The organism is Paraburkholderia sp. GW821-FHT02A12 (genome assembly GCF_059422005.1).
Genome location: NZ_JBWKWA010000001.1, coordinates 275,647 through 297,676, shown reverse-complemented (window position 1 = coordinate 297,676; position 22,030 = coordinate 275,647). Strand labels below are relative to the sequence as shown.

Below are 22,030 nucleotides of genomic sequence, written 5' to 3'. Positions count from 1 at the left end.
AGTAAGGCGATGCGGTCAGCGTCAGCGACACCACGTCAACAAAAAAGCCCGGTTGCGAAAGCACCGGGCTTTTTTCATGTACGCGTGACGCTCACCGGGCCGCAAACCGGATCACGCCATCCGCATCCTGCGTGCGCTTCAATTCACCGGCAAGCCACAGCAGATGCAAGTGAGCCAACGCTTCGCCCATCGCAAACGTCATCTGGTGAATATCGAGTTGGCGCCTGAACATCAGCGGCACGATATCGGCCGCGCTCTGCGGCTTCTCGGCGCACGCCTCGCGCACTTCGGCCAGACGCGCGTCGTGATGCTCACGCAGTTGCGTGATTCGCGTATGCACGCCGCGAAACGGCTTGCCGTGCGACGGCAGCACCAGCGTCTCCTCAGGCATCGTCTCGTAGCGGCCGAGCGATTCCAGGTACAGCGCGAGCGGTGAGCCCTCCGGCTCCATGTCGAACACCGACACGTTGGTCGAAATGCGCGGCAGCACCATGTCGCCCGAGATCAGCACGCCCGTCTCTTCGCAGTGCAGCGCGCAGTGTTCCGGCGCATGGCCATAGCCGGTCACCACACGCCACGTCTTGCCGCCGATCTTTACGCCATCCGCTTCGCGCAGCCGCCGATACTGCCCCGGAATCGCCGGCACGAGGCTCGAGTAGTAGCTCTTGCGATTGCGCAGCTTCTCTAGCGACTCTTCGTCTTTCACGCCATGCCGCGCGAAGTGGCGAGCCGCGCCCTCGCCGCCCGCGTTGGAACCGTCGCCGGCCGCCATCACGCGGGCTTGCATGTATTCGCCGAGCGTCATCCACAGCCGCACCTCCCAGCGCTGCTTGTCGCCGCCAGCGCAGATCCAGTGCGCGAGGCCGATGTGATCAGGATGGCAATGCGTGACGATCACGCGCAGCACCGGCAAACCGTCGAGCACCGAGTCGAACACCTTCTCCCAGTTCTCCTTGATCGCGTCCGACGTAATGCCGCAGTCGACCACGGTCCAGCCTTGCTGAGCGTCGATTTCATCGCGTAGCAGCCAGAGGTTGATGTGGTCGAGCGCGAACGGCAGCGGCATGCGCAGCCAGAACACGCCGGGCGCGACTTCCACCGCGTGGCCCGGTTCGGGCAAGGTGTCTTTGAACGGATAGTCCAGTTGATGTTCGAGGGCATTCATTGTGAGTGTCTTCCTCCGTCGGCCATCCGGCATGGCGAGGTATGCGATGTCCGATAGCGTGGTTGCGGCGCGTTCGCGAAGTCAGCGTGCCGTATTGCGCCTGGTTGCGTTTCGATCAAGTTGACGATAACGTAAACGTCGATTCTATCGTTCAATCCGATTTTCTGCCCGGCCACGGGATGCCCCGATGAATACGCAATACACGATCACCGATCTCGCGCGGGAATTCGATGTGACGCCGCGCGCGATCCGTTTCTACGAAGATCAGGGTTTACTCTCGCCGAGCCGCGAGGGATCGAGCGGCTTGCGGCGCGTCTATTCGGGCCGCGACCGAACCCGCCTGAAGCTGACGCTGCGCGGCAAACGGCTCGGCTTCACGCTGTCGGAAATTCGCGATCTGCTGGACGTCTACGAATCGCCGACCGACACCGTGCCGCAATTGCACGCGTTCCTCGCGACGGTGGCCCGGCATCGCGAGGTGCTCGAACGTCAACGGGAAGACCTGAACGCGACGCTCGAAGACCTCTCGCAATACGAAGCCCAGGCCCAGGCGCTGCTCGAAAGCGGCACGCGCGAAGCCAAGCCGGCATGAGCGTGGATGCGTGCCGGACATGAACAGGCAGTAAATATTTTTTGCCGAAAGTTGAGCCGATTAAGGCATGCCAAACTGCGGCATTGAGCGGAGATAGTCTGAAAGTCGGCGAACGCCTGACAACGCCCGCGAGGCGGCAAGGTGCGAGTCGAGCGGCGCGATGCGTCGCAGGTCCGCCCGGACGATACAATCCCGGGTGTCTTCACGACATGGGACGAATGCACGGTCGACATGAATCACTTCCCCAAACTGCTGTCGTCGCAGATCGGCTTTGACGTTGCGCAGACGATGCTCGAAGGCTTCAATCGGCACTACCGGATCTTCCGCGACGCTGCGATCCGTGCCAGGACACTCTTCGAAGCCGCCAACTGGCACGGTCTGCAAAAGCTCGCGCGCGAGCGCATCACCTCGTATGACGAACGCGTCGAGGAATGCGTCGAATTGCTCGAAGACGAATACGACGCGGAAAACATCGACGGCGAAGTGTGGCAGCAGATCAAGCTCCACTACATCGGTCTCCTGACCACGCACCGGCAACCCGAGTGCGCGGAAACGTTTTTCAATTCGGTGTGCTGCAAGATCCTGCACCGCTCGTATTTCAACAACGACTTCATTTTCGTGCGCCCGGCGATCTCGACCGAATACATCGAGAACGACGAACCGGCGGCGAAACCGACCTATCGCGCGTATTACCCGGCCAAGGACGGTCTTGCCGCGACGCTCGAGCGCATCGTCACGAACTTCCAGCTGGAGCTGCCGTTCGAAGACCTGAGCCGCGACGTCGGTTGCGTGATGCAGTCGATTCACGACGCGTTCGGCGCGTTCGACGCAGCGGCCAACTTCCAAATTCACGTGCTGTCGTCGCTGTTCTATCGGAACCAGTCGGCGTATATCGTCGGACGGATCATCAACGGCGACTTGCTGCTGCCGTTCGCGGTGCCGCTGCGTCATGTGAAGCCCGGTTTGCTGGCGCTCGATACGGTGCTGCTCAAGCGCGACCAGTTACTGATCATCTTCAGCTTCTCGCATTCGTACTTCCTCGTGGATATGGAGGTGCCGTCCGCGTATGTCGAGTTTCTCGGCACGATCATGCCGGGCAAACCGAAGGCGGAAATCTATACGTCGGTCGGTTTGCAAAAGCAGGGCAAGAATCTGTTCTATCGCGATCTGCTGCACCACCTGTCGCATTCGAGCGATCAGTTCATCGTCGCGCCCGGCATCAAGGGGCTCGTGATGCTGGTGTTCACGCTGCCTTCGTTTCCGTACGTGTTCAAGCTGATCAAAGACAGTTTCCCGCTGCCGAAGGAAACCACCCGCGCGCAGATCAAGGAAAAGTATCAGCTCGTCAAACGGCACGACCGTCTGGGCCGCATGGCCGACACGCTCGAATATTCGAGCGTCGCGTTGCCGGTCCCGCGCCTCGACGAGGCGCTCGTGCGCGAACTCGAAAAAGAAGTGCCCTCGCTGATCGAATACGACGGCGGCAATCTGGTGATTCGCCATCTGTATATCGAACGCCGGATGGTGCCGCTCAATCTGTTCCTGCAAAACGGCAGCGACGAAGACATCGATCACGGCATCAAGGAATATGGCAACGCGGTGAAGGAACTGATGCAGGCCAACATCTTCCCCGGCGACATGCTGTACAAGAACTTCGGCGTGACGCGTCACGGCCGCGTCGTGTTTTACGACTACGATGAAATCGAGTATCTGACCGACTGCAACGTGCGCGCGGTGCCGGCGCCACGTCACGAAGAAGACGAAATGGCGGGCGAGCCGTGGTACTCGGTCGGCCCGCACGACATTTTCCCGGAGACGTACGGCACGTTTTTGCTCGGCGACCCACGCGTGCGCCGTTCCTTCATGCAGCATCATGCGGATTTATTCGATCCCGCGCTGTGGCAACGGCACAAGGATCATCTATTGAAAGGTGAACTGCCCGACTTCTTCCCGTACGACAGCAACGTGCGCTTTTGCATCCGTTATCCAGAACGCTTCGCCGATGCGGCGTCCGAACTATCGGAGACGCCGGATAGGCAAACCGATCGGCGCACCGCACGCGTGGCGTGAGCATCATGCGCCGCGAGCATTTTTGCACGCATCGTCCGAACCTCATGTAACGACACCGACCGGTCAATCGGTCGGGCAACCGCCCAGACGCACCATGAACACGAACGCTTCTTCCCTTCCCAACCCGCTCGCGCATCTATTCGACAACAACGACGCGTGGGTGGCCCGCAAGCTGTCCGAAGACCCCGAGTATTTCTCGCGTCTCGCCGATCAGCAGACGCCCGAATACCTGTGGATCGGCTGCTCCGATTCGCGGGTGCCGGCCAATCAGATCATCGGCCTGCCGCCGGGCGAAGTATTCGTGCACAGAAACATCGCCAACGTCGTGGTGCATACCGATCTGAACTGCCTGTCGGTGATCCAGTTCGCCGTCGATCTGCTGAAGGTCAAGCACATCATGGTGGTCGGCCACTATGGCTGCTCCGGTGTCGGCGCTGCGTTGCACGGCCGTCGCGTGGGTCTCGCGGACAACTGGCTGCATCACGTGCAGGACGTGCGCACCAAGCATGCCGCGCTGCTCGCGGAATGGCCGCTCGGCGAAGCGCGTCATCGGCGTCTGGTCGAGCTGAATACGATCGAGCAGGTGGTCAACGTGTGCCGCACCACCATCGTCAACGACGCATGGGCGCGCGGCCAGGAACTGACGGTGCACGGCTGGGCGTATGGCGTGCACGACGGCAAGGTGCGCAACCTCGGCATGACGATCAGCGAGCCGGGCGAGCTCGACCCGACCTATCGGAATTGCGTCGCGGCGGTGTCGGCAAGCCGCGCGCACCAAGCGGAGAACGACGTGGTCGCCGCCGATGCGGCCAAGCTCGGCGATGTGCCGGCAATCGTCGAAGGTGTGATCAAGGAGATCAAACATGAGTGAGACAAAATCCGATCCGATCGTGATCGTTTCAGCAGCCCGCACGCCGATGGCGGCATTTCAGGGCGATTTCGCGTCATTGACCGCGCCGCAACTCGGTTCGGTCGCGATCGAAGCCGCCGTGCAACGCGCGGGCCTGAAGCCTGAGCAGATCGATGAAGTGGTGATGGGCTGCGTGCTGCCCGCCGGTCTCGGCCAGGCGCCCGCGCGCCAGGCCGCGTTGGGTGCCGGCTTGCCGTTGAGCACCGGCAGCACGACCGTCAACAAGATGTGCGGCTCCGGCATGCGCGCGGCGATGTTCGCGCACGACATGCTGGCCGCGGGCTCGGTCGAGGTGATCGTCGCAGGCGGCATGGAGAGCATGACGAACGCGCCGTACCTGTTGCCGAAAGCGCGCAGCGGCATGCGCATGGGCCACGGCCAGGTGATCGACCACATGTTCTACGACGGCCTCGAGGACGCGTACGAGAAAGGCCGCCTGATGGGCACCTTCGCCGAAGAATGCGCGGCGTCGTTCGATTTCACGCGTGAAGCGCAGGACGCGTTCGCCGTCGAATCGCTGAACCGTGCGAAGCGCGCGAACGAAGACGGCTCGTTCGCGTGGGAAATCGCGCCGGTGAAGGTGGAAAGCCGCAAAGGCGAAGTCACTATCGATCGCGACGAACAGCCGTTCAAAGCGAACCTCGAAAAGATTCCGACGCTCAAGCCCGCGTTCAGCAAGACCGGCACGGTGACGGCGGCGAATTCGTCGTCGATTTCGGACGGCGCCGCGGCGCTCGTGATGATGCGCGAGTCGACGGCGAAGCGCCTTGGCGTCGAACCCATCGCGCGCGTGGTCGGCCACTCGACCTTCGCGCAGGAACCGGCGAAGTTCACCACCGCGCCGGTCGGCGCGATTCGCAAGCTGTTCGAGAAGAACGGCTGGCGCGCGGACGAAGTCGATCTGTACGAGGTCAACGAAGCGTTCGCGGTGGTCACGCTGGCCGCGATGAAGGAACACGGTCTGCCGCACGACAAGGTCAACGTGAACGGCGGCGCCTGCGCGCTCGGTCATCCGATCGGCGCATCGGGCGCGCGGATTCTCGTCACGCTGATCGGCGCGCTGAAACAGCGCGGCGGCAAGCGCGGCGTCGCCACGCTGTGCATCGGCGGCGGCGAAGCGACGGCGATGGGTATCGAACTGGTTTGAGGTGATTCGATGAAAACAGTGTTGATCGTCGGTGCTTCGCGCGGCATCGGCCGGGAATTTGTGCGGCAGTACAGGAAGAGCGGCTGGCGCGTGCTGGCCACCGCGCGCGATGGCGCCGCGCTCGACGCGTTGAACGAACTCGGCGCGGAAACCTTTTCGGTCGACGTCAGCGCGCCCGACGAGATCGCCGCCCTCGGCTGGAAGCTCGACGGCGAACAGCTCGATGCGGCGATACTGGTCTCGGGCGTGTACGGCCCGCGCACCGAAGGCATCGAGACGATCACCGCCGAAGACTTCGACCACGTGATGAGCACCAACGTCCGCGGTCCGATGCAGTTGATGCCGATCCTGCTGCCGCTCGTCGAAGAAGCCGGCGGCGTGTTCGCGGTGATTTCGAGCAAGATGGGCAGCATCAGCGACGCGAGCGGCACCAGCGGCTGGCTGTATCGCGCGAGCAAGGCGGCGCTGAACGACGCGCTGAAGATCGCGTCGCTGGAAGCGAGGCGCGCGACCTGCATCTCGCTGCATCCGGGCTGGGTGCGCACCGACATGGGCGGCGCGCAGGCCGCGATCGATCCGGCGCGCAGCGTGACCGGCATGCGTGAAGTGCTCGCGCAGGCCACCGCCGCGCACGAATCGTTCAACGGCCGCTTCTTTCAATACGACGGCACACCGCTCGACTGGTGAGGAGACGAATGAGGAGACTGATGAGGAGACCGAGCCATGGTGCTTGACCAGGATCACCTGATGGTCCGCGATGCGGTGCGCACCTTCGTACGCGAAGCAGTCACGCCGAATGCAGCGCTTTGGGACCGCGAGCGCATCTTCCCGAAGGACGTGCATCGGCAGCTCGCCGAACTGGGCGCGTATGGCGTGCTGGTGCCCGAAGCGTACGGCGGCGCCGGCATGGACGCGCTGGCGCTCGCGCTGATCCTCGAAGAAATCGCCGCGGGCGACGGCGGCACGTCGACGGCGATCTCCGTCAACAACTGCCCGGTGTGCAGCATCCTGCTGACCTACGGCAACGACGCGCAGAAGCGCGACTGGCTCACACCGCTCGCGCGCGGGGAGATGCTCGGCGCATTTTGCCTGACCGAACCGCAAGCGGGCTCGGACGCGTCCGCGCTGCGCACCACGGCCACCCGCGACGGCGACGCGTACGTGCTGAACGGCGTCAAACAGTTCGTCACGAGCGGCAAGAACGGCAACGTCGCGATCGTGATGGCGGTGACCGACAAGAGCGCGGGCAAACGCGGCATCAGCGCGTTTATCGTGCCGACCGATACCAGGGGTTATATCGCCGCGCGAGTCGAGGAGAAGCTCGGCCAGCATTCGTCGGACACCGCGCAAATCCTCTTCGAAGATTGCCGCGTGCCGGCGGCGAACCTGATCGGCGCGGAAGGCGAAGGCTACCGGATTGCGCTGTCGGGGCTCGAAGGCGGGCGCATCGGCATCGCCGCGCAAAGCGTCGGCATGGCGCGTGCCGCGTTCGAGGCGGCGTTGAGCTATGCGAAGGAACGCGAAAGCTTCGGCCAGCCTTTGTTTTCGCACCAGGCCGTACAGTTCCGTCTCGCCGACATGGCGACCCACCTCGAAGCGGCCCGCCAGCTGATCTGGCACGCGGCTTCGCTGAAGGACGCCGCCCTGCCGTGTTTGACCGAAGCCGCGATGGCCAAGCTGTTCGCGTCGGAAGCCGCCGAGCGCATCTGCTCGGCGGCGTTACAGATCCACGGCGGCTATGGCTACCTGAGCGATTTCCCTGTCGAACGCATTTACCGCGACGTGCGCGTGTGCCAGATCTACGAAGGCACCAGCGACATCCAGAAGATCCTGATTGCACGCGGTCTTGACTGAACGTCTGATGAATAAGCCATTGTTGTCGATACAACGACCTTCCGACTGTCCTTGCGGCGGCTCAGCGCCCGATCAGCGCAGTGCGCCCAAGGCGCCCCGCTTCGCGCAATGCTGTGGCCGGTATATCGACGGCGGCGAAGCGGCGCCGCGCGCGCTCGAACTGATGCGTTCGCGCTATAGCGCTTATGTGCTGGGCGCAACGGATTACCTGCGCGCGACCTGGGCGCCGCACACCTGTCCGGCCGATCTCGACGCCGACCCCGCCGCGCCCGACGCCCCCCGTTGGCTCGGACTCCAGATCAAGGCCTTCGCCGAAACCGACGCCGGGCATGCCACGGTGGAATTTGTCGCGCGCTATAAGGTGGGCGGCCGCGCGCATCGTCTGCACGAGCTGAGCCGCTTTGTACGCGGCGATGACGGACGCTGGCGTTATGTCGACGGCGACGTGAGCGAATGACGCAATCCTTTCTGCGCCTTACAGCGCAACATGACAACCGGCGTGACCGACGCCTTGAAGCACGCTACGGCGAACTGAATAGCGACGTCACATATGGCCCTCAAAACAGGGGCTTTTTTCATGTTGGCTCTACGCCACAGCGCGTTCGTGTGCTGATTGGCGCAGCGATTCCTTCGTGGAGCCAATCACCGCCGGAGCGCCAGTCCCGCAGCCCCATCACCCCCGATCCCTGCACGGGTAAATATTTCGTCGCGGGTTCTCCTTGATTGCACAAAACAAAATTGTCGTGCCAGGATGAGGCCGTAGGTTTATGACGCCACGTTGTGAGAGCCGGTCGATAACGGCTCCGCAAAATGCGCAGGCGCCCTGCCGCTAACGGGTTGATTCGTTGCGGCGGCGGTTTCCATGCAGCAGGTGTGGCGCTCATCATCGGCGCGTGGGGTCACGTCGGCCGTTTGGGTTCATCCCGTGCAATCTCGATTGGCGTGCGCGCGCTTGACGCACTACGTACGCGAGTGTGTTTCTGTTTGTCGAAAACGCCAATGAAAGGCAAATGTCAGCAATGACTTTCGACAAACAGGCGCCACGGTGTCAAGGGCAGATTTTTGAGGCAGGTGCGTCAATGGTGTTCAGCAAGGTTTTGACGAAGTGTGCGGTGATGTGTGCAACGGCGACGTGCGCTGTCGCACTCGCGCATGCCGACCCGCTCGCCGACACCCTGGCAGGACCGCTGACCCGCGCTCACGTACCGCGCATTGCCCTTGACGACGATGTCTATCTGCCGAGCGCGAGCCTCAACGAGCGGATTGTGCGAGTCCCGGTCGACGCTGCCGGCTCGATTACGCTCGAAACGACGATTTACAAGCCGGACGGCGCAGGCCCGTTCCCGATGATCGTCTTCAATCACGGCAAGATTCCCGGTGACCCGCGCATGCAGGAGCGCAGCGATCCGCGGCCGTTCGCGCGTGAATTCGTGCGGCGCGGCTACGTGGTGGTGGCGCCGAACCGCCAGGGCTTCGGCCATTCGGACGGCGCCTATCAGCAGAATGGCTGCGATGTCGAACGCAACGGCATCGGCCAGGCCGGCGACGTCGCCGCGACGATCAACTACATGACGAAGCAGCCATACGTGGACGCAGCCCACATCGTGGTGGCCGGCACCTCGCACGGCGGTCTCGCGACGATGGCCTACGGCACCGAAGCCGCACCAGGCGTTCGGGCATTGATCAATTTCTCTGGCGGGTTGCGGCAGGACGCGTGCGCCGACTGGCAGGGCAACTTGACGCGCGCGTTCGGCGCGTATGGCGAGAAGTCCAGGGTGCCGTCGCTGTGGTTGTACGGCGAAAACGATTCGGTCTGGACGGCGCCTTTGGTGGCCGGCATGTATGCCGCTTATGCCGCGCATGGCGCGAGCGCCAGGATGGTGGATTTCGGCAACTACAAGAACGACGCGCATCGGCTGGTGGGCGATCGCGATGGCGTGCAGATCTGGTGGCCCGCGGTTGAGGCTTTCCTGGCGCGAGCGGGGATGCCAACTGGCGTGCAATATCGCGTGTCCGATCCTTCTTTGCCGAAGGCTAGCGGGTTTGCTGCTGTCGATGCGGTCGACGCCGTGCCGTTTGTCGATGAAGCCGGACGCAATGGGTATCGGAATTTCCTGCATCAGTATCCTAGCCGCGCGTTTGCTGTTTCGGGTACGGGGGCGTGGTCGTGGGCTGAAGGCGGCGATGATCCGATGTCGGTAGCGATCGCGAATTGCCAGAAGCAGAGTTCGGCGCCTTGCCGGTTGTATGCGGTGGATAACTCCGTTGTCTGGGGGACGCAGTCTTCGCAGACGGCTAGTTCGTCTGCTGACTCGGGCGCTGAAAAGCGGGCTATTGCTAGTCGGGAGTAGGGGTTTTTTTGCCTTTGGCGGCAGCATTGTTCGGTGTGCTTTCCTTGATTTTTTGCCTTCGCGGCGCTTTTGTTCTTGCTGCCTACGGCGTTGGTCTGCCCTGATTTTTTGCCTTCGCGGCGCTTTTTTTCGTGCTGCCTACGGCGTTGGTCTTCCCTGATTTTTTGCCCTGTGCGGCACTTATGGTGGTGCTGCCTGCGGCGTTGGCCTTTCCTTGATTTGTTATTGGTTTATTAGCTTTCCCCCTGTGCGGGGGAGCACCTACTTTTCTTTGCCGGCCGCAAAGAAAAGTAGGCAAAAGAAAGCGGCTTCACACCGCAGGTACTAAGTGGGCACCTCTATGATCAACGGGGAGTGGAGGCCGCCTGATCTGTGCCAGTGCACCTTCACGCCCTGGTGACAAGGCCGTCATCCACCCCTTCTCGCGCTGCGCGCTCGCCGGCAAGGTACTTCATCCAACCATCCACTACGTTTTGGCGCCTGCGTTTTGCGCAGGGCGTAGCGCGCTATTTCACGCGTGCGCGCCGCGCCGTTACGCCCAGGTTCTGCTCGGTAATCCAGATCTGCACCTCGCCGAGGCGAAGCCGATGGCTCCTGCTCGCGCAAACGAAGCGGGAGGTTTGGGATGGACCTTGCCGGCGAGCGCGCAGCGCGAGAAGGGGTGGATGACGGCCTTGTCACGAACGGTGGTGGACCACGGTGTGGTCCGGCAGGTTTCCACTACCGGTGGTTGACCGAGGTGCCCGCTTCAGAATTGGCGGTGTAAAGCCGCTTTCTTTTGCCTACTTTTCTTTGCGGCCGGCAAAGAAAAGTAGGTGCTCCCCCGCACAGGGGGAAAGCTAATAGACCACAAAGAAATCAAGGAAAGGCCAAAGAAGTCAGAACAAGGAAAGGCCAACGCCGTAGGCAAACAGACATAAGAAGCGCCGCACAGGCAAAAAAACCAAGACCAACGCCGTAGGCAAACAAACACAAGAAGCGCCGCACAGGCAAAAAAACCAAGGCCAACGCCGTAGGCAGACAGACATAAAGCGCCGCGCAGGCAAAAAAACCAAGACCACCACCGTAGGCAAACAGATGTATTGCCGCCGCAAAAGGCAAAAACCCCAAATCCCCGCCCATAGGGTCCCACTACTTTGCCGTCGCTAACTCCGCCGATCCGCGACCTTCTGGCCCAAACTGAAATCACCTGCAGCGAACAGCCAACAACCTCAGCGCCGCCGGCAAAAACCCACCTCAAACCGCTAGTGCACAGCACGAAATAAACCGCTAATCTCGACCCCGCACGCCCGCCAAGGCCGCACGCCGCGCAATGAGAAAACCCCGCGGCGCGATGAAATGGCCCTAAAAAAGCCAGCCGTGCAGCGGCGAAAAAAGCACCTCGGAGTACCTTTTGGACAAGTCAGCATCCCCTGAAGACTGGATCACCCGCAGCCTGCGTGCCGTCTGGCATCCCTGCACCCAAATGAAGCATCACGAACGCTTACCGCTCGTGCCCGTCGCGCGAGGTCAAGGCGCGTGGCTCTACGATCGCGACAACCATCGATATCTCGATGCGATCAGCTCCTGGTGGGTCAACCTGTTCGGCCACGCCAACCCGCGCATCAACGCGGCATTGAAAAACCAGCTCGACACGCTGGAACACGCGATGCTCGCCGGCTGCACGCACGAACCCGCGATCGAACTCGCCGAACGCCTCAGCGCGCTCACCCACAACACGCTCGGCCACGCGTTCTTTGCATCCGACGGCGCGTCCGCCGTCGAAATCGCGCTCAAGATGAGCTTCCATTCGTGGCGCAATCGCGGCTTCGCGGACAAGCAGGAATTCGTCTGCATCGCCAACAGCTATCACGGCGAAACCATCGGCGCGCTCGGCGTCACCGACGTCGCGCTGTTCAAGGATGCCTACGATCCGCTGATCCGCAACGCGCACGTCGCCGCTTCGCCCGATGCGCGCCTCGCGCAACCCGGCGAAACCGCGGCCGACGTCGCGCGCCGCGCGCTCGATAACGTCCGCTCGCTGTTCGAAGCCCGCGCCACGAAGATCGCCGCCTTGATCGTCGAGCCGCTCGTGCAATGCGCGGCCGGCATGGCGATGCACGACGCGTCGTATATCGCCGGATTGCGCGCGTTGTGCGATCAATACGGCGTGCATCTGATCGCCGATGAAATCGCCGTCGGTTGCGGACGCACCGGCACTTTCTTCGCTTGCCAACAGGCCGGCATCTGGCCCGACTTCCTGTGTCTGTCGAAAGGCATCAGCGGCGGCTATCTGCCGTTGTCGATCGTGTTGTCGCGCGATGAAATCTTCGACGCTTTCTATCACGACGACACCGCGCGCGGCTTCCTGCACTCGCACTCGTACACCGGCAATCCGCTCGCGTGCCGCGCCGCGCTCGCCACGCTCGATCTGTTCGCGAGCGACAACGTGCTCGCGGTCAACGCGCAGAAGTCCGCGAAACTGAAGGTTGCGCTTGCGCCGCTTGCCGAACATAAGCAAGTGCGCAATCTGCGTCAGTGCGGCACGATCTTCGCGTTCGATGCGGTGATCGACGACCCTCAGCATGCCAGAACATTCTCGCGCCGCTTCTTCGAAAATGCGTTGCAGCACGAACTGCTGCTGCGCCCGATTTCGACCACGGTGTACCTGATGCCGCCATACATTCTCGACGACGAAGAGCTCGCGCTGCTCGCCTCGCGCACCCGCGAGACCTTCGAAGCGACGCTCGCGGAGACCCGCTAATGCACTTGCTCGACACGCTCGCACAAGGACTCAAGGAAATCGACGAACGCGGCCTGCGCCGTCGCCGCCGCACGGCCGACACGCCGTGCGCCGCGCATATGACGGTCGACGGCCGCGAGATCATCGGCTTCGCCAGTAACGACTACCTCGGTCTCGCCGCGCATCCGCAATTGATCGCCGCGATCGCCGAAGGCGCGCAGCGCTATGGCGCGGGCAGCGGCGGCTCGCATCTGCTCGGCGGCCACTCGCGTGCCCATGCGCAACTCGAAGACGATCTCGCCGCATTCGCCGGCGGTTTTGTCGATACGCCGCGCGCGCTCTACTTCAGCACCGGCTACATGGCCAATCTCGCGACGCTCACCGCGCTCGCGGGGCGCGGCACGACGCTCTTCTCGGATGCGCTGAATCACGCCTCGCTGATCGACGGTGCACGCCTGTCGCGCGCAGACGTGCAGATCTACCCGCACGTCGATATGGATGCGTTGAGCGCGATGCTCGACGCGTCGGATGCGGACGTCAAAGTAATCGTCTCCGATACGGTATTCAGCATGGACGGCGACATCGCGCCACTGCCGCGTCTGCTCGAACTCGCGGACCAGTACGGCGCATGGCTGATCGTCGACGATGCACACGGTTTCGGCGTGCTCGGTCCGCAAGGACGCGGCGCGGTCGCGCAGGCCGCATTGCGCTCACCGAATCTGATTTCGATCGGCACGCTCGGCAAGGCCGCGGGTGTGTCGGGCGCGTTCGTCGTCGCGCATGAGACCGTGATCGAATGGCTCGTGCAGCGCGCGCGTCCGTATATTTTCACGACCGCTTCGGTGCCTGCCGCGGCGCATGCGGTGTCGGCGAGTCTGCGCATCATCGGCGGTGAAGAAGGCGACACGCGGCGCGCGCATTTGCAGCAACTGATCGCGCGCACCCGCGCCATGCTGAAGGCAACGCCGTGGTTGCCGGTCGATTCGCATACCGCCGTGCAGCCGCTGATTATCGGCGCGAATGACGCCACGCTGGACATCGCGGCCACGCTCGATCGCGCCGGTTTGTGGGTGCCGGCAATCCGTCCGCCGACCGTGCCCAGCGGCACCTCGCGTTTGCGCATTTCGTTGTCCGCCGCGCATTCGCACGCGGATCTGGACCGGCTCGACGCGGGCTTGCAACAGCTCGGAGCGAAGGCGGCATGAGCGCACCGTTGTCCCTGTTCGTCACCGGCACCGATACGGAAATCGGCAAGACCTTCGTGTCCGCCGCGCTCCTGCGCGGCTTCGTTCGCGAAGGCCTGCAAGCCGCCGCGATGAAGCCGATCGCCGCCGGCGCATTCGAATCGAACGGCGTGCTGCACAACGACGACGCGGATCGACTCGATGCCGCGTCGAGCGTGTTGCTGCCGCCCGGAATGCGCACGCCGTATCTGCTGAAAGAACCGGCCGCGCCGCATATCGCTGCCGCACTGGAAAACATCACGTTCGATATCGCGCACATCGTCGATTGCCATGCGCAGGCTTTGAAGCGCGCGGATATCGTCGTAGTGGAAGGCGTGGGCGGCTTTCGCGTGCCGCTTACCGCCACGCAAGACACCGCCGATCTCGCCGTCGCGTTGAAACTGCCGGTCGTGCTGGTGGTCGGCCTGCGCCTCGGCTGCATCAGCCATGCGCTGCTCACCGCCGAAGCGATCGCGGCGCGCGGCCTCACGCTTGCGGGCTGGGTCGCGAATCGCATCGATCCGGACATGACGTTCCCCGACGAAAACATCGCCTCGATCCGCGAGCATCTCGCGCGCGAACACGACGCGCCCCTGCTCGGCATCGTGCCGCATTTGAGCCCTGCCTCACTGGAGTTCGCGGCGGAGCTCGCTGCGGATCAGCTCGACATCAACCGGCTTCTACAGACGCTGCGCAACGCGCAGCGCCGATAAACCATCATATCCATCCATGAGGATTGACGACATGACGCAACTGAACATCGCTCCGACGCCAGCCGACACGGCCGCCCCGAACAACAATGAAGCCGCTGGCGCGATGCAGGTGGCCCGCTGGCGTGTCGCCGACATCGTCGCGCTGTACGAACTGCCGTTCAACGATCTGATGTTCCGCGCGCAGCAAACGCATCGCGAACATTTCGACGCCAACACCGTGCAGCTGTCGACGCTGCTGTCGATCAAGACCGGCGGCTGCGAGGAGGATTGCGCGTATTGTCCGCAGTCGGTGCATCACGACACGGGCCTGCAAGCCGACAAGCTGATGCCGGTCGACGAAGTGCTGGCCGCCGCGCGCGTCGCCAAGGAAAACGGCGCGACGCGTTTCTGCATGGGCGCCGCGTGGCGCAATCCGAAAGATCGTCATCTGGAACCGATCAAGGACATGATCCGCGGTGTGAAAGCGATGGGGCTCGAAACCTGCGTGACGCTCGGCATGCTCGAAACGCACCAGGCGCAAGGTCTGCGCGAAGCGGGTCTCGACTACTACAACCACAACCTCGATACGTCACCGGAGTTCTACGGCCAGATCATTTCGACGCGCACGTATCAGGACCGTCTCGACACGCTCGAACGCGTGCGCGATGCGGGCATCAACGTGTGCTGCGGCGGCATCGTCGGGCTCGGCGAATCGCGCCGCGAACGCGCCGGTCTGATCGCGCAGCTCGCGAACATGGATCCGTATCCGGAATCGGTGCCGATCAACAATCTGGTGCAAGTGGAAGGCACGCCGCTCACCGGCACCGAGGCGATCGATCCGTTCGAGTTCGTGCGCACGATCGCGATTGCACGCATTACGATGCCGCGCGCGATGGTGCGTCTGTCGGCCGGCCGTGAGCAGATGAACGAAGCGTTGCAGGCGATGTGTTTCCTCGCCGGCGCGAATTCGATTTTCTACGGCGATCAATTGCTGACCACCAGCAATCCGCAAGCGGAAGCGGACCGCAAGCTGCTCGAACGCCTCGGCATTCGCGCGGAAGCGGCGCAGCAGATGCCGCTGGATCAGAGCGGTTGCGAGCACGGCTGCGCGCACGATCACACCCCCCATGCCGCACCGAACTAAGTATCGAGCGGTGTAGCAAACGCACGGTAATACACGCACGGCAATACAAAAGGCCGCCTCGTTCTGAACTGCACCCCAAATCGTTGGACGGATGTCCAACTTTGCGGGGTCAGTTTATTCCGAGGCGGCCTTTTTGCATCGTCAAGTCCAGACTTATTTCTTGTCGACGATGATCTGATCGAACGTACCGCCATCGGAGAAATGCGTTTGCTGCGCTTTCTGCCAGCTGCCGAACGTCTCTTCGACGGTGAAGGTTCTGATCGGCTTGAACTCGGCCGCGTGCTTGGCGAGCACGTTCTTGTCGCGCGGACGCAGATGATGCTGCGCGATGATTTCCTGCGCGGCCGGCGACCACAGATAGTCGAGATACGCCTGCGCTTCCTTGCGCGTGCCGCGCTTGTCGACCACCTTATCGACGATCGACACGGGCGGCGCAGCCAGCAAGCTGACCGACGGATACACCGCTTCGAAATTGCCCGCGCCCACGCCGCTGTTCATCAGCGCTACTTCGTTTTCAAACGTCACCAGCACGTCGCCGATGCCGCGTTGCGTGAACGTGGTCGTCGCGCCGCGACCGCCGGTGTCGAGCACCGGCACGTTCCTGAAGATCGCCTTTTCGAAGTCGAGCGCCTGCGCGTCGGTGCCGCCGTGCTGCTTGCGATAACCCCATGCCGCGAGATACGTGTAGCGGCCGTTGCCCGAAGTCTTCGGATTGGCGATCACCACTTGCACGCCAGGCCTGGCGAGATCGTCCCAGTCCTTGATGTGCTTCGGGTTGCCCTTGCGCACGAGGAACACCATCGTCGTGGTGTACGGCGCGCTGTCGTCCGGCAGACGCGCGCGCCAGTTGGCGGGCACCAGTTGGCCCTTTTCCGCGAGCAGGTCGATATCGTTCGGCTGGTTCATCGTCACGACATCCGCCTGCAGTCCTTGCAACACCGACAACGCCTGCGCGCTCGATGCACCATGCGACTGGCGGATCGACACGGTCTCGCCGCTCTTCTGCTTGTACGCCGTGATGAAGCTCGCGTTGATGTCCTTGTACAGCTCGCGTGTCACGTCGTATGACACGTTGAGCAGCGGCGCGTCCGCGTGCGCCGTTGAAACGCCGCCGAGCGCGAGCGTCATTGCCGTCATGCCCGCTGCCAGCCAGCGCGATGTCCCCGTCTTGCCTGCCATCTTGCCCCCGCCTATCGATGATGAAACCTGTAGCTGCATGAAGATGCGGCGTGAAGCGGGATTCTAACGGATCGCTTACTTGTTCACTTGCCCGGTGCCCGATGTTCAAGCGCCTGGCGAGAACTCAAACGACCGCATGCTGCACGGCCTCGAACGTCTCCTCGCGAAAGCGCAGCGGCGCCGCGCAGTGCACCAGCGTGTCGACGAAATACTTCGCCCGCGGCCATGGGCCGAATCCCGCTGCGGTGTTGATATGCCCCGCGTCGCCGAGATTGACAAACGCACTGCCGAAACGCCGCGCGAGATCGCGCGAACTGGCGAGCGGCATCCACGGGTCCGTCTCGCTGCCGATCAGAATCGACGGCACGCCGAGGCGCCGCGCTTCGAACGGACCGGCAAACGCGAATTTCTCCGGGCTCGCCGGCGCGACGAACAGCACGCCAACCACATCGACGACATACGACGCCTGTTGCAAAGCATGCGCGGCCGCGAGGCAACCGAAGCTATGCGCAGCCAGCACGAACGGCCCGCGCTCGCTTGCCAGCAGCTTGCGCAGCGACCGCGCCCAGCCGGCTACGTCCGGCGCGTCCCAGTCGGCCTGCTCGACACGCAATGAGCGCGCGAATTGCCGTTCGAGCCACGTTTGCCAATGCGCGCCTTCGCTGCCGTGCAAGCCGGGGACCGTGACGAGCCGCGGCGGCCATGTCGATTTGGTGCATGAAAGCATGTCTGTCCCTCGCTGCCGGAATCGGGGAAGTTATTGTCCCGCCCGGCGCCGCACGGACGAACCAAGTTTTTGTGCTTTGTTTATCGGACAAATGGGCCGGCGAACAGGGCCAGCGGATACGTGCACCCACCTGTACCCGGCTCCGGCTCGCATGGCTCGCGCCCCGCGAGCCATGCGAGCCCGTCAAACCGCACGCTCGTGCGGAAACGCACGCGATTCGCATCGAAAAAGTAGAATGAAGCCTATCCATAAAAGGAGAGGCCCCATGTCGCAAGCGTCGTCCGTCAAGCTGCGTGCGTTGCAGCCGTTGCGCGCGGCCTTTTCCGTCACAGGCGTCGACAACGCGCACACTTTCCGGACCGTATGAAAATCCTCTTCTACATGCCGCATGCCGACGCCGCCTCGTGGCTGCACGACTTTGCCCGCGTGCTGCCCGCTGCCGAACTGCGCGAATGGCAAGCGGGCAACACCGCGCCGGCCGACTTCGCGGTTGTGTGGCGGCCGCCGCGCGACATGCTGGCGGGCCGCGACGATCTGCGCGCGATCTTCAACCTCGGCGCGGGCGTCGATGCGATTCTCGCGCTCGAGCATGAGCGGCCCGGCACGCTGCCGCGCAACGCGAAACTGGTGCGGCTCGAGGACACCGGCATGGCGCCGCAAATGGCCGAGTACGTGACGCATGCGGTGCTGCGTTACATGCGCCGCTTCGACGAATACCAGACGCTGCAAACCGCACGCCGCTGGCAGGAACTCGAAGCGCATCCGCGCGAGACTTTCACGGTCGGCGTGCTCGGGCTCGGCGTGCTCGGTGCGCATGTCGCGCAAGCGGTCGCGGCGTTCGGCATGCCGGTGCGCGGTTATAGCCGCAGCGCGCGGCAAATCGACGGCGTCACGACGTTTGCCGGTGAAGCGCAGTTCGATGCGTTTCTCGACGGCGTGAAAGTGCTGGTGAATCTGCTGCCGCATACGCCGGATACGGGCGACGTGTTGAACGCGCGCACCTTCTCGAAGCTGGCGCGCGGCGCGTATCTGGTCAACGTCGCACGCGGCGGCCATCTGGTCGAACAGGATCTGCTCGAAGCGCTCGCGAGCGGCCAGCTCGCCGCCGCGACGCTCGACGTGTTCCGCGAAGAACCGTTGCCGCCCGATCATCCGTTCTGGCGGGAACCGCGCATCACGATCACGCCGCATATCTCGGCGCTTACCTTGCGCGAAGAAAGCGTCGCGCAGGTCGCGCAGAAAATCACCGCGCTGATGCGCGGCGAAACGGTGAGCGGCGTGGTGGATATCGGCCGCGGGTACTAAGCACTGAGTGAGCACAGCGTGAACACTGCATGAACACAGCGCGAACACCGAGTGAGCACAGCGGAACATCAATGAAGGAGCGCCGCCACGCGCGGTAACACGTTACATGGGACCAGAGTAAGCGCTAAAGCGCCAACTCTGGTAACACGTTACTTGGGACCAGAGTAAGCGCTAAAGCGCCAACTCTGGTCGACACAGGAGACACATCATGGCCTTGCCCCAACAAGTCAAAATCGTCGAAGTCGGTCCGCGTGACGGACTGCAGAACGAGAAAGAATTCGTCCCCACCGCGATCAAGATCGACCTGATCAATCGCTTGTCCGCAGCGGGTTTTCGTAACGTCGAAGCGGCTTCGTTCGTGTCGCCGAAATGGGTGCCGCAAATGGCCGACGGCGCCGACGTGATGGCCGGCATCGAGCGCCGCCCGGGCACGATCTACTCGGTGCTGACGCCGAACCTGCGCGGCTTCGAAGGCGCGCTCGCCGCGCGCGCGGACGAGATCGTGATCTTCGGCGCGGCCAGCGAAGCGTTCTCGCAGAAGAACATCAATTGCAGCATCGCGGAAAGCATCGACCGCTTCGCGCCGGTCGCGCAGGCGGCGAAGGAGCACGGCGTGAGGATTCGCGGCAGCGTGTCGTGTTCGCTCGGCTGCCCGTATCAGGGCGAGGTGCCAGTGGCGTCGGTGGTCGACGTGGTCGAGCGTTTCGCGGCGCTCGGCTGCGACGAGATCGATATCGCGGATACGATCGGCGTCGGCACGCCGAAGCGCACACGCGAAGTGTTCGAGGCGGTGACGAAGGTGTTTCCGCGCGAACGTCTGTCGGGCCACTTCCACGACACCTATGGTCAGGCGCTCGCAAACATCTACGCGGCATTGCAGGAAGGCATCGAGATTTATCACGCGTCGGTGGCGGGGCTCGGCGGCTGTCCGTATGCGAAGGGCGCGACTGGCAACGTCGCGACCGAAGACGTGCTGTATCTGATGCACGGCCTCGGCATCGAGACCGGCGTCGACCTCGCGCAAGTCGTCGCGATCGGCGATTTCATTTCGACGTCGATTGGCCGGCCCAACGTGTCGCGCGCCGGCAAAGCGCTGCTCGCCAAGGCGCGCAGCGAACAAACCAACTGTGTTTGACTTCTGCACTCAGGAAGGAAATAGAACGATGACGGACCACGCCTCCCTCGAATCCGACGATCTCGCCGCGCTGCCCGACTCCGCGCGCCGCGTCGCGCTGCTGTTGCGCGAACGCGGTCACACCGGCCGGATCGTGATGCTGCCGGAAACCGGCAAGACTTCCGCCGAAGCCGCGGCCGGACTCCGCTGTTCGGTCGCACAGATCGCCAAGTCGATTCTGTTTCGCCGCTGCGAAGACGACGCACCGATACTGGTGGTCGCGAGCGGCGCGAATCGCGTCGATGAGAAGAAAGTGGCGGCGCAGGTCGGCGCGATCGGCCGTGCGGATGCGAAGTTCGTCCGCGAAAAAACCGGCTATGCGATCGGCGGCGTGTGCCCGATCGGCCACGCCACGGAGCCGCTCACGCTGATCGATGCGGATCTGCTTGAACTCGACAGCTTGTGGGCCGCGGCCGGTCATCCGCATGCGGTGTTCAACCTGACCGCACAGGAACTGCTGGCGTTGACGGGCGCGCCGGTGATCGACGTGGCGCTGCGCGAGACGGCATGACGCCATGACACCGGGCATCGAAAACGAAAACGACGGCGCTGCCGTGCCGTCGCCCTGCATCAGCGTGTGCAGGATGGATGCGTCGACCGGCTGGTGCGAAGGGTGTCTGCGCACCATCGACGAGATCGCCGGCTGGTCGTCGTTCGACGACGACGCGAGGCGCGCGGTCTGGGACGCGATCGAGGCACGCCACGCGGAGTTCATGGCGAGGCAAGCGCAGGTGCGGCGATGAACGCCGCGCATTTGAACACGAGCGCGTCATGATCACGCTGCCCGATTCGATCCGGGTCTTCGAGCGCGGCTGGCTTTCGTCGAACAACGTGCTGCTGACCGACGACAACAGCGCCGCGCTCGTCGATACCGGTTACGCGACGCACGCACCGCAAACGCTCGCACTGGTTCGGCAGGCGCTCGGCGCGCGGCCGCTCGATCTGATCGTCAATACGCATCTGCATTCGGATCACTGCGGCGGCAACGCGCTATTGCAAGCAGCGTGGCCATGCCGCACTGCGATTCCCGCCTCCGAAGCCGAGGCGGTGCGCGACTGGGACGAAGCGCGTCTGACGTTTCGCGCCACCGGCCAAACCAGCGAGCGCTTCACCTTCACCGGGACGATCGCGCCCGGCGCGCATCTGACGCTCGGCGCGCTCGATTGGCAAGTGCTCGGCGCACCCGGTCACGATCCGCATTCGCTGATGCTGTATTGCGCGGACGAGCGCATCCTGATCAGCGCGGACGCGCTGTGGGAAAACGGCTTTGGCGTGATATTTCCCGAGCTGGAAGGTGAAAGCGGTTTCGCCGAAGAACAGGCGGTGCTCGAAGCCATCGCGAAGCTGGATGTGCGGCTGGTGATCCCCGGTCACGGTGCGCCGTTCACCAATGTCGAACCGGCGCTCGAACGGGCGTTTTCGCGCGTCGCATGGTTGCGTGCCGACCCCGCGCGCAATGCCAGGAATGCGCTGAAGGTGCTGATCGTGTTCAAGCTGCTCGAAGTCCGCGCGATGAGTTTCGACACGTTGTTGCAGATGCTCGGCGACGCCGCCGTGATGCGCGCCGCTGCGTCGATGCTCGAGCCACGCGGCGAATGGCGAACGCTGGTGCGGACGATTGTCGGCGAACTGGCCGGCAAGAGCGGGCCGCTGGAAATCGACGGCGAGCGCGTCGTCGCACGTCGGGCCTGACGTATTGTCTGACGCGCCTTCCGCGCTCGAAACGGCAAGCAAAAACCGTCGCCACCAAAAGAAAAGCCGCTCGACCATCGAGG

Annotated in this window: 21 protein-coding genes; 17 read left to right on the top strand and 4 right to left on the bottom strand. The window is 63.3% G+C overall.

Annotated elements, in window-relative coordinates; genetic code table 11:
* Window positions 1-91 precede the first annotated feature (91 nt).
* Entirely contained in the window at window positions 92-1,165 is a 1,074-nt protein-coding gene (locus AC07WT_RS01355; RefSeq protein ID WP_494945786.1) for an MBL fold metallo-hydrolase, read from the bottom strand.
* Window positions 1,166-1,352: 187 nt separating this feature from the next.
* Here AC07WT_RS01355 and AC07WT_RS01350 point away from each other — a divergent pair, with 187 nt between their 5' ends.
* From AC07WT_RS01350 to AC07WT_RS01315, 8 genes are all read left to right on the top strand, one after another.
* Window positions 1,353-1,757, top strand: coding sequence for a MerR family transcriptional regulator (locus AC07WT_RS01350; protein WP_494945785.1), 405 nt, complete (start codon window positions 1,353-1,355; stop codon window positions 1,755-1,757).
* Window positions 1,758-1,988: 231 nt separating this feature from the next.
* On the top strand, window positions 1,989-3,827 hold the full coding sequence (aceK, locus tag AC07WT_RS01345) for a bifunctional isocitrate dehydrogenase kinase/phosphatase (protein WP_494945784.1): 1,839 nt from the start codon (window positions 1,989-1,991) through the stop codon (window positions 3,825-3,827).
* A gap of 94 nt (window positions 3,828-3,921) precedes the next feature.
* Window positions 3,922-4,698, top strand: a complete 777-nt coding sequence (gene can / locus AC07WT_RS01340; RefSeq protein ID WP_492591831.1) for a carbonate dehydratase — start codon at window positions 3,922-3,924, stop codon at window positions 4,696-4,698.
* Window positions 4,691-5,884, top strand: coding sequence for an acetyl-CoA C-acetyltransferase (locus AC07WT_RS01335; protein WP_492591830.1), 1,194 nt, complete (start codon window positions 4,691-4,693; stop codon window positions 5,882-5,884). The genes can and AC07WT_RS01335 overlap by 8 nt, the downstream gene beginning before the upstream one ends.
* A 9-nt stretch (window positions 5,885-5,893) precedes the next feature.
* On the top strand, window positions 5,894-6,571 hold the full coding sequence (locus tag AC07WT_RS01330; RefSeq protein ID WP_492591829.1) for an SDR family oxidoreductase: 678 nt from the start codon (window positions 5,894-5,896) through the stop codon (window positions 6,569-6,571).
* Window positions 6,572-6,607: 36 nt separating this feature from the next.
* Window positions 6,608-7,738, top strand: a complete 1,131-nt coding sequence (locus AC07WT_RS01325; protein ID WP_494945783.1) for an acyl-CoA dehydrogenase family protein — start codon at window positions 6,608-6,610, stop codon at window positions 7,736-7,738.
* Window positions 7,739-7,745: 7 nt separating this feature from the next.
* A complete protein-coding gene (locus tag AC07WT_RS01320; protein ID WP_494945782.1) occupies window positions 7,746-8,195 on the top strand; it encodes a YchJ family protein in 450 nt (149 codons plus the stop codon).
* A gap of 622 nt (window positions 8,196-8,817) precedes the next feature.
* Entirely contained in the window at window positions 8,818-10,089 is a 1,272-nt protein-coding gene (locus AC07WT_RS01315) for a dienelactone hydrolase family protein (protein ID WP_494948361.1), read from the top strand.
* Window positions 10,090-10,947: 858 nt separating this feature from the next.
* Here AC07WT_RS01315 and AC07WT_RS01310 read toward each other — a convergent pair.
* On the bottom strand, window positions 10,948-11,211 hold the full coding sequence (locus AC07WT_RS01310) for a hypothetical protein (RefSeq protein ID WP_494945781.1): 264 nt from the start codon (window positions 11,209-11,211) through the stop codon (window positions 10,948-10,950).
* Window positions 11,212-11,482: 271 nt separating this feature from the next.
* On the opposite strand from AC07WT_RS01310, the gene bioA reads away from it, so the two are divergent.
* Genes bioA through bioB form a run of 4 tightly spaced genes read left to right on the top strand, consistent with a single transcriptional unit; the run spans window position 11,483 to window position 15,870 of the window.
* Entirely contained in the window at window positions 11,483-12,832 is a 1,350-nt protein-coding gene (bioA, locus tag AC07WT_RS01305; RefSeq protein WP_494945780.1) for an adenosylmethionine--8-amino-7-oxononanoate transaminase, read from the top strand.
* Window positions 12,832-14,016, top strand: coding sequence for an 8-amino-7-oxononanoate synthase (bioF, locus tag AC07WT_RS01300; RefSeq protein WP_494945779.1), 1,185 nt, complete (start codon window positions 12,832-12,834; stop codon window positions 14,014-14,016). The genes bioA and bioF overlap by 1 nt, the downstream gene beginning before the upstream one ends.
* A complete protein-coding gene (bioD, locus tag AC07WT_RS01295; protein WP_492595942.1) occupies window positions 14,013-14,747 on the top strand; it encodes a dethiobiotin synthase in 735 nt (244 codons plus the stop codon). Before bioF ends, bioD begins: the two co-directional genes overlap by 4 nt.
* A gap of 31 nt (window positions 14,748-14,778) precedes the next feature.
* Window positions 14,779-15,870, top strand: a complete 1,092-nt coding sequence (gene bioB, locus AC07WT_RS01290) for a biotin synthase BioB (protein WP_494945778.1) — start codon at window positions 14,779-14,781, stop codon at window positions 15,868-15,870.
* Between the two features lie 153 nt (window positions 15,871-16,023).
* On the opposite strand, the gene AC07WT_RS01285 is transcribed toward bioB, so the two are convergent.
* Window positions 16,024-17,049 carry a sulfate ABC transporter substrate-binding protein gene (locus AC07WT_RS01285; protein ID WP_494945777.1) on the bottom strand — a complete coding sequence of 342 codons (1,026 nt, stop codon included), beginning with the start codon at window positions 17,047-17,049 and terminating at the stop codon, window positions 16,024-16,026.
* Window positions 17,050-17,173: 124 nt separating this feature from the next.
* A complete protein-coding gene (locus AC07WT_RS01280) occupies window positions 17,174-17,776 on the bottom strand; it encodes an RBBP9/YdeN family alpha/beta hydrolase (protein WP_494945776.1) in 603 nt (200 codons plus the stop codon).
* Window positions 17,777-18,139: 363 nt separating this feature from the next.
* Here AC07WT_RS01280 and AC07WT_RS01275 point away from each other — a divergent pair, with 363 nt between their 5' ends.
* The 5 genes from AC07WT_RS01275 (at window position 18,140) to AC07WT_RS01255 (ending at window position 21,947) form a co-directional block, all read left to right on the top strand.
* Window positions 18,140-19,081 (top strand): 2-hydroxyacid dehydrogenase, encoded by a 942-nt coding sequence (locus tag AC07WT_RS01275; RefSeq protein WP_494945775.1) that lies wholly within the window; start codon window positions 18,140-18,142, stop codon window positions 19,079-19,081.
* A gap of 208 nt (window positions 19,082-19,289) precedes the next feature.
* The gene (locus AC07WT_RS01270) at window positions 19,290-20,216 is read left to right on the top strand and encodes a hydroxymethylglutaryl-CoA lyase (protein WP_494945774.1); all 927 of its coding nucleotides are present in this window, start codon (window positions 19,290-19,292) and stop codon (window positions 20,214-20,216) included.
* A 28-nt stretch (window positions 20,217-20,244) separates the two neighbouring features.
* Window positions 20,245-20,766 carry a YbaK/EbsC family protein gene (locus AC07WT_RS01265; protein ID WP_494945773.1) on the top strand — a complete coding sequence of 174 codons (522 nt, stop codon included), beginning with the start codon at window positions 20,245-20,247 and terminating at the stop codon, window positions 20,764-20,766.
* A gap of 4 nt (window positions 20,767-20,770) precedes the next feature.
* Window positions 20,771-20,998 carry a DUF1289 domain-containing protein gene (locus tag AC07WT_RS01260; protein WP_494945772.1) on the top strand — a complete coding sequence of 76 codons (228 nt, stop codon included), beginning with the start codon at window positions 20,771-20,773 and terminating at the stop codon, window positions 20,996-20,998.
* A 28-nt stretch (window positions 20,999-21,026) separates the two neighbouring features.
* Window positions 21,027-21,947 (top strand): MBL fold metallo-hydrolase, encoded by a 921-nt coding sequence (locus AC07WT_RS01255; RefSeq protein ID WP_494945771.1) that lies wholly within the window; start codon window positions 21,027-21,029, stop codon window positions 21,945-21,947.
* Window positions 21,948-22,030: the final 83 nt, after the last annotated feature.

Bases quoted from the DNA above. Each gene is read 5' to 3' on its own strand.
- AC07WT_RS01355 (WP_494945786.1), bottom strand. From the start codon at position 1,165: ATGAATGCCCTCGAACATCAACTGGACTATCCGTTCAAAGACACCTTG.
- AC07WT_RS01350 (WP_494945785.1), top strand. From the start codon at position 1,353: ATGAATACGCAATACACGATCACCGATCTCGCGCGGGAATTCGATGTG.
- aceK (WP_494945784.1), top strand. From the start codon at position 1,989: ATGAATCACTTCCCCAAACTGCTGTCGTCGCAGATCGGCTTTGACGTT.
- can (WP_492591831.1), top strand. From the start codon at position 3,922: ATGAACACGAACGCTTCTTCCCTTCCCAACCCGCTCGCGCATCTATTC.
- AC07WT_RS01335 (WP_492591830.1), top strand. From the start codon at position 4,691: ATGAGTGAGACAAAATCCGATCCGATCGTGATCGTTTCAGCAGCCCGC.
- AC07WT_RS01330 (WP_492591829.1), top strand. From the start codon at position 5,894: ATGAAAACAGTGTTGATCGTCGGTGCTTCGCGCGGCATCGGCCGGGAA.
- AC07WT_RS01325 (WP_494945783.1), top strand. From the start codon at position 6,608: ATGGTGCTTGACCAGGATCACCTGATGGTCCGCGATGCGGTGCGCACC.
- AC07WT_RS01320 (WP_494945782.1), top strand. From the start codon at position 7,746: ATGAATAAGCCATTGTTGTCGATACAACGACCTTCCGACTGTCCTTGC.
- AC07WT_RS01315 (WP_494948361.1), top strand. From the start codon at position 8,818: ATGGTGTTCAGCAAGGTTTTGACGAAGTGTGCGGTGATGTGTGCAACG.
- AC07WT_RS01310 (WP_494945781.1), bottom strand. From the start codon at position 11,211: ATGGGCGGGGATTTGGGGTTTTTGCCTTTTGCGGCGGCAATACATCTG.
- bioF (WP_494945779.1), top strand. From the start codon at position 12,832: ATGCACTTGCTCGACACGCTCGCACAAGGACTCAAGGAAATCGACGAA.
- bioD (WP_492595942.1), top strand. From the start codon at position 14,013: ATGAGCGCACCGTTGTCCCTGTTCGTCACCGGCACCGATACGGAAATC.
- bioB (WP_494945778.1), top strand. From the start codon at position 14,779: ATGACGCAACTGAACATCGCTCCGACGCCAGCCGACACGGCCGCCCCG.
- AC07WT_RS01285 (WP_494945777.1), bottom strand. From the start codon at position 17,049: ATGGCAGGCAAGACGGGGACATCGCGCTGGCTGGCAGCGGGCATGACG.
- AC07WT_RS01280 (WP_494945776.1), bottom strand. From the start codon at position 17,776: ATGCTTTCATGCACCAAATCGACATGGCCGCCGCGGCTCGTCACGGTC.
- AC07WT_RS01275 (WP_494945775.1), top strand. From the start codon at position 18,140: ATGAAAATCCTCTTCTACATGCCGCATGCCGACGCCGCCTCGTGGCTG.
- AC07WT_RS01270 (WP_494945774.1), top strand. From the start codon at position 19,290: ATGGCCTTGCCCCAACAAGTCAAAATCGTCGAAGTCGGTCCGCGTGAC.
- AC07WT_RS01265 (WP_494945773.1), top strand. From the start codon at position 20,245: ATGACGGACCACGCCTCCCTCGAATCCGACGATCTCGCCGCGCTGCCC.
- AC07WT_RS01260 (WP_494945772.1), top strand. From the start codon at position 20,771: ATGACACCGGGCATCGAAAACGAAAACGACGGCGCTGCCGTGCCGTCG.
- AC07WT_RS01255 (WP_494945771.1), top strand. From the start codon at position 21,027: ATGATCACGCTGCCCGATTCGATCCGGGTCTTCGAGCGCGGCTGGCTT.